The 5,802-nt window shown below is 36.7% G+C and carries 10 protein-coding genes and 1 pseudogene; 2 read left to right on the forward strand and 9 right to left on the reverse strand.

Annotated elements, in window-relative coordinates; translation table 11 throughout:
- On the forward strand, positions 1–182 hold a 182-nt coding region (locus tag ACFFUV_RS23040), incomplete at its 5' end, for a hypothetical protein (protein WP_390198177.1).
- A gap of 186 nt (positions 183–368) precedes the next feature.
- Positions 369–521: pseudogene (locus ACFFUV_RS23045) on the forward strand (antA/AntB antirepressor family protein); the annotation flags it as partial.
- A 33-nt stretch (positions 522–554) separates the two neighbouring features.
- Here the strand turns inward: ACFFUV_RS23045 and ACFFUV_RS23050 are convergent.
- From ACFFUV_RS23050 to ACFFUV_RS23090, 9 genes are all read right to left on the reverse strand, one after another.
- Positions 555–1,094: a hypothetical protein gene (locus ACFFUV_RS23050; protein ID WP_390198204.1), complete on the reverse strand. Its 540-nt coding sequence runs from the start codon at positions 1,092–1,094 to the stop codon at positions 555–557.
- Positions 1,095–1,197: 103 nt separating this feature from the next.
- Positions 1,198–1,704 (reverse strand): hypothetical protein, encoded by a 507-nt coding sequence (locus ACFFUV_RS23055; RefSeq protein WP_390198181.1) that lies wholly within the window; start codon positions 1,702–1,704, stop codon positions 1,198–1,200.
- Positions 1,705–2,175, reverse strand: coding sequence for a hypothetical protein (locus tag ACFFUV_RS23060; protein WP_390198184.1), 471 nt, complete (start codon positions 2,173–2,175; stop codon positions 1,705–1,707).
- Positions 2,176–2,178: 3 nt separating this feature from the next.
- Complete coding sequence (locus ACFFUV_RS23065; protein WP_390198187.1) at positions 2,179–2,409, reverse strand: hypothetical protein; 231 nt, start codon at positions 2,407–2,409, stop codon at positions 2,179–2,181.
- A gap of 105 nt (positions 2,410–2,514) precedes the next feature.
- Positions 2,515–3,096 (reverse strand): 3'-5' exonuclease, encoded by a 582-nt coding sequence (locus tag ACFFUV_RS23070; protein WP_390198190.1) that lies wholly within the window; start codon positions 3,094–3,096, stop codon positions 2,515–2,517.
- 24 nt (positions 3,097–3,120) lie between these two features.
- Positions 3,121–3,369 (reverse strand): hypothetical protein, encoded by a 249-nt coding sequence (locus tag ACFFUV_RS23075; protein WP_390198193.1) that lies wholly within the window; start codon positions 3,367–3,369, stop codon positions 3,121–3,123.
- A 141-nt stretch (positions 3,370–3,510) separates the two neighbouring features.
- Positions 3,511–4,014 carry a hypothetical protein gene (locus ACFFUV_RS23080; protein ID WP_390198195.1) on the reverse strand — a complete coding sequence of 168 codons (504 nt, stop codon included), beginning with the start codon at positions 4,012–4,014 and terminating at the stop codon, positions 3,511–3,513.
- Positions 4,015–4,235: 221 nt separating this feature from the next.
- Entirely contained in the window at positions 4,236–5,387 is a 1,152-nt protein-coding gene (locus ACFFUV_RS23085; protein WP_390198198.1) for an RNA-guided endonuclease InsQ/TnpB family protein, read from the reverse strand.
- A gap of 169 nt (positions 5,388–5,556) precedes the next feature.
- A partial coding sequence (locus tag ACFFUV_RS23090; RefSeq protein ID WP_390198201.1) for a hypothetical protein occupies positions 5,557–5,802 on the reverse strand: 246 nt, incomplete at its 5' end.

Here is a 5,802-nt window from a genome sequence, read left to right on the forward strand (position 1 = left end):
GACAGCTCATGAAGTTCTCGTTTGGTAAGCAATGGTATAATATCAAGACGGCTAGGGATATTAAGCAGACATCCGACTACTGGTTGATGACCAACGGCATGACGATGGGATTCTTCTTAGGAGGCAGGGATAAGGATGAGTCCGGGGAGGACGCTAATTGGTATTTTGACAGGGGAAGATAACTGATATGGTATGACAAAAAAATAGCCGGTCAATTGTTTAAAACAATTTGATTGGCTATTTTTGTATTCCCATCTATCCATCCCGGACGGATGGGAATAGGTAATTATTTTATGAATACAAATGTAGATCTTTTTCATGATTCCACGAACAATAGTAATGGAATTTTGACGTCCGAATCCAACGAAATGGATTTAAATACATTAATACCGGTAGTAGATAATAATAATCATAAGGTTGTAGACGCCAGGCTTCTTCATGCGTTTCTTCAAATAAGAAGAGATTTTACATCATGGATAAAAGATCGTATATCAAAATACGGTTTTATTGAAAATCAGGACTTTGTATTGATAAAATATGATTATTTAGGTAACTTACTGAATGACAGACTCCCCCATTTTGGTGAGTCTGATACTCAGGTAGTTGCAAAGACTGAGATCATAGTCCTCTTCGTCTATACTCCCATTATTGTTGATGTATATAATGAAATCATTTAAAAGCACGGACTTATCCTTGGATAAGGCTTTTATAATAAGCTCTCCATCATCTTTCAACATCACATGCACAGTATCCCAGATAACATATTTTTGACATTCTTTCTCAATCTTCTTGATTGTTTTAAGTATTATCTTATACGTCTTCTCATATCTTTTTACTATTCCGCACAGTTCAGTCGTATTATATTTACGTATAGCCATGAATATATATTCCTTTTTACAATCCCAGCATTTTATCAGTCTTTCTGATCCACATTTCTTATCCTTGTAGAAGAAGCAGCCCCTACATAGTTCATTATGATCGTAGCTTAATACTACAAGCAGCTCCATGCCATTCTTGTATATCACGTCACCTTCTTTCATTTCGTCTATTTTATTAATTTCATTATCAATATGGTAAAGTTGGATATTATCCATACTACAGATATCCATAATGTTATACTTAACATAAATCCTATATTCTTAGGTATAGGATCTATTCTTCTGAATGTTAAGATCATGTATATAAATGTCTTTATGTTCACAATTTACGATATTTTTCTATATAGTTAACTATCAAGTCTTTAACCCCTTTTGGAACATCTGTTAGTTTAAGTTTTCCTTGGAATATATCCTTGCCGTACTCGTCCATGATCTCCCCGAACGAAGGATTCATAACTCTTGTTGACATGCATATCGGTTGATCGGTATCGAATTTGAGGACAATCGTTTTTCCGCTGTTTATCACCTTTTTTAAAGCCACGTAAAGTTTCCTTCCTTTTATTATATCACAATTCCCTTTTAGGATGTTGGACATATGTATAACATGCTCTTTCTTGATACGGGGAGCTTGCTTCCTAGGACTTGTGTTATTTATATAAACAATATCCCCTCCATTTAACTTCCATTTATCGAAACATGACAAACATATACCGTAATCCGCCCATTTTCTTATTCTAGGCAACATCCGTTTACTTCCTGCCGGCATCTTTTTCCCGCAGCATTTGCATTCCCCAATCTTTGATGGTCCTGAACTCTGCGTAATCATCTATCGAATATTTTCTTTTAACCATTCACCTGATTTTAATTTTCTTTTTCTATTTTCAAAATTATCATCACCATACTCATAATTAGGACAAGCTTTGTTGCTTGGTCGTCTAACATAAGTCTTTTGCTTCCTGTTATATTTACTGTTAGGATTTACATAATGGTCACACACTTGCCAAATAGAGCAACATACTTTCCCGTATCTTTTCGCCCACTCCTGATCATGTAGATGTATACAAGTGGCGCAAGTCGGATTCTTAAGCTTATCCTTGTTATCATCTATGATCTTATTGACCCGATCAAGAATAACATGCATTTTTTCAATATTTATGACGTTAAATGCATCTGGTATTGGAAGATATGTCATCGAGCTTATATCTATATCTATTCCCTTTGACTTGTCGTAAGCTGATTTGTATTTCCTTATCATCAAATCTTTTAACTGATTTACCTTCTTCTCATATGTTCCCATATCCTATTCAGTTTTCCATCCCTGTTCCCTTAATAAATTCACCATCATCTCCTTTATCTTAGGGCTAATGGCTTCGGTAAGTATATCAGCGGCCAAGTTAATAGAGAAGCTGGTCATCCTAGACTCCCCTATATATTTCTCGCTGGTAACTTCTTTCACATAATCGTGAATATCCTTAATCATCTCATTTTGAGATCTTAGGAGATCCAGTATCTCATCAAGTTTATCATTCATCTTTTTTCTCAAATACACCTGACAATAACCAGACAATCACTATCAGAAAGAAACACAACCCAAGCGCCTCATCCGGGTAATCATGCATAGCCTCTAAAATTCCCCTCATAACTTAACATCCATTTTGTTGATTATCTTATAAAATATATCCCTAGTCAGCTCAATATCATAAGTAGCGTCATGGAGTTTATTCTCATCAATCTCAATACCCATGGTCTTAGCCACGGTCATCAACTTAAAGTTCTCCATATCGTTTCTTGCACCCATCAGGAATGGTGTCACCATAACATATACATCCATACAGTTAGGATAGAACCATGATCCGAAATACTTATCCCCACATTGCTGGAATAAAGCCCGTAGAAACTGGTTATCGAACCCGGCGTTGTTATATCCCACCAAATACATTTTATCCCTCTTGTCGAACTTATTCACGTACTTGGATAATATACCAACTAACTGTCTGTACCCTTCTTCCATGGGCTGATACGACTGCACTTGCTCCAAGGTAACGCCGGCCACGTCCAGCGCCTCTTGCTCTATCGTGGCGGCAGGATTCGGGGCTAGGCGGATGTCGAACCTCTCAGCCTCCTGCCCGTCGATATCCACGATCCCTCCTATTTGGTGTATCCCGTTTCTCCAAAACTTAACCCCGGTTGTCTCTAAATCGAAAAATAGTAATTTCATATCTATTGATTTTTAAAATGTTCCTTAATCTTCTCCAATGCCTAAACAATTAAACGCCAACCATCCACTTACAACTCCCATCGCAAAAATAAACAAAACCATAAGCGAGAACAGCGCCCAATCTTTTGTATTTAGTTTATTGCTCTCCTTCTTTGCTTTTATTTTTTCAAGAATATTCTTGTCAACATTGAAATCGAAATCAAATGTCGCATTATTAGCTATCTTCCCATCGATGTCTTTGTTATTAATAAATATCTGTCTCTTAACACTCATATCCCTAATATTTCTGCTACATAGACAAATCCATAACATATATAATTATTATCGTCATGCTCACCATAATCCACATGCCATACAACGGCGCATGGGAAATAAAGTGGCATATCCTCGCCCATAGGCTCCTCTTTGAAGTCATCAATGTTTATCTTCTCCCTCCACCTCCACAGGTCTTGGATATCGTTCAAAATTAATTTCTCCATAACTATGACGGATATTAGATGTTAGTAATTCTATAGCCAAGCTGATCATGGCTCCCGCTTCCGTAAGTTTATTCATTTGGGCGTACACCCTGTGCTCTGCGCTACGATAAGTCTCCTTACTGTTTATGGTATCCAGTAAATCATCTATAGCGTTTCTAAGAAGATCGGTCATCCCATGCCCTCCTATACCCTTGAAATAATAAATATCACGACCTGCATAAAACATATCCTGATATCTTTTAGCTACGTACTCTATTCCGGATAGATGGTATTTCTCGTTGTCTATCTCCACCTCCCCTTTCTCTATAGCCCTCAATAGCTGCCAATCTATCTTTACATCAGTTTGACGATCCCCTACCTTTACATAGGTATATCCGCCATAATGAGAACCCAATGTCCTCATCGTAAGTTCATTGACTTTTTGTTTGTTTTCATCCATAATAATCTGGTTTTTAATGTTGATACAAAAGTAAGATTTAAACAAAAAATAAAAGCATGAATAATATAAAAATAATATTAATCATGCTTAAATGAAAATATATTCCTTCTGGTTATCACGGATATACGTATTCGTACTCATCTGGAGGGGATGTCTTGTATTCAACATCGCACTCCATAGTTGTAAATTTCATAGAAAATCATAGAAATAATTAAGATATTCTACTCCATTTTAGACGCTTCAACACAACTGGCAACCCGGCTGCTCTGCGTCCGTATAGCCGCATCAACTCCTACGGCTTGTATGTTTATCGCGGCGTTGAGATCCCTGTCGATCTCCATGCCGCAATCTTTGCAGACAAATGTTCGATCCGATAATTTCAGATCTTTATTCTTCCAGCCACATCTTGAACAGGTTTTCGAGGATGGGTAAAAACGATCTATAACAATCAGTTCTTTACCATACCACCTACACTTGTATTCAAGTTGGTTACGGAACATCGAGAAAGAAGCATCATATACAGAACCGGCAAGTTTGTGATTCTGTAGCATACCGGAAGCATTTAGATTCTCAATACAGATAACATCGTAATTATTTACCAGCATCGTGGTCAAATTATGCATGTACCATGAACGCTTGTTGGCTATATCACGATGAAGTCTTGATACTTTTAGCCTGCATTTGTTTCTTCGATTACTTCCTAATTTCTTTCTTGATAAATGCCGTTGCATCCTTTTTAACTTCGCTTGGTTCTCACAAAGAAAATGGGGATTCTCAACAGCAATCCCATCAGATAATGTAGCTAATGTCTTAATCCCTAAATCAACTCCGACTGTTTTGCTAGTTTTCTGTTCGTAACACTGTTCTGTTTCTACAAGAACTGATACGAAATATTGACCAGCACGGTTCTTTGAAACGGTACAGGAGATAAAACGAGCGTTGTCTGGAACTCCACGATCGATAACAATCTTAACCCATCCGATCTTTTCGATCCGGATCTTATTGTTAGTGATTTTAAACTTCGGGAACGGCAATCTAAACGACTGGTTGTCGTGTTTATTTTTGTAATTCGGTTTACCGAGTTTTTCTTTCCTGTTCTTGTTGAAGTATTGTCTGGAGAACTCAATAAAATCACGTTGCTTCTGCTGCAAGGTGGCTGACGATACTTCATTTAACCAAGGTTTTTCAATAACAAGATCCGACTTTGTCGGGAATTTCGGATTAGGGTTTGTTTCTTTATCGTATGAGTTAAATGAGTCAACACAAGCATTCCATACAACACGTACGCATCCGAATGTTTTTGCAAGAAGTTCTTCTTGTGTTTTGTTCGGATACATACGATATTTATATGAACGCTTTATTAGACTCATCATCAATTCATTTTAATATATTAAATATACAAATAATTCTATGATTTTACAATGGATTACTATCGATTTTGTAATTATTTAATCATACTTGTCTCCTCTTCTGTATACTAACGCTACCCAACAGTCGTATTTTTTGCTGTATCCTATAAGAGGGACATTAGCCATAGGCGGATTATCCTCCGTTTTGTACCTTATTCTTGCTGTTTGTTTTATACTCATATAATCCATTTTTTAATAATGTTGTTATCAGTGAAAATAATGTATCTATAAGATGTTTCTCCTTTCCCCAATATATAGGAATATCATCTATATCCCTATATAATGCAAACCATGCGTTTTCTAGCTTATAACATTCGAATGTAGAACCCTCTATCTCATATGGGAGTAAATTCAGTAACGTCCCTACATCCCAAACAGG

The sequence above is a fragment of the Vibrio olivae genome, assembly GCF_042428525.1.
In the GTDB taxonomy this organism is placed as follows: domain Bacteria; phylum Pseudomonadota; class Gammaproteobacteria; order Enterobacterales; family Vibrionaceae; genus Vibrio; species Vibrio olivae.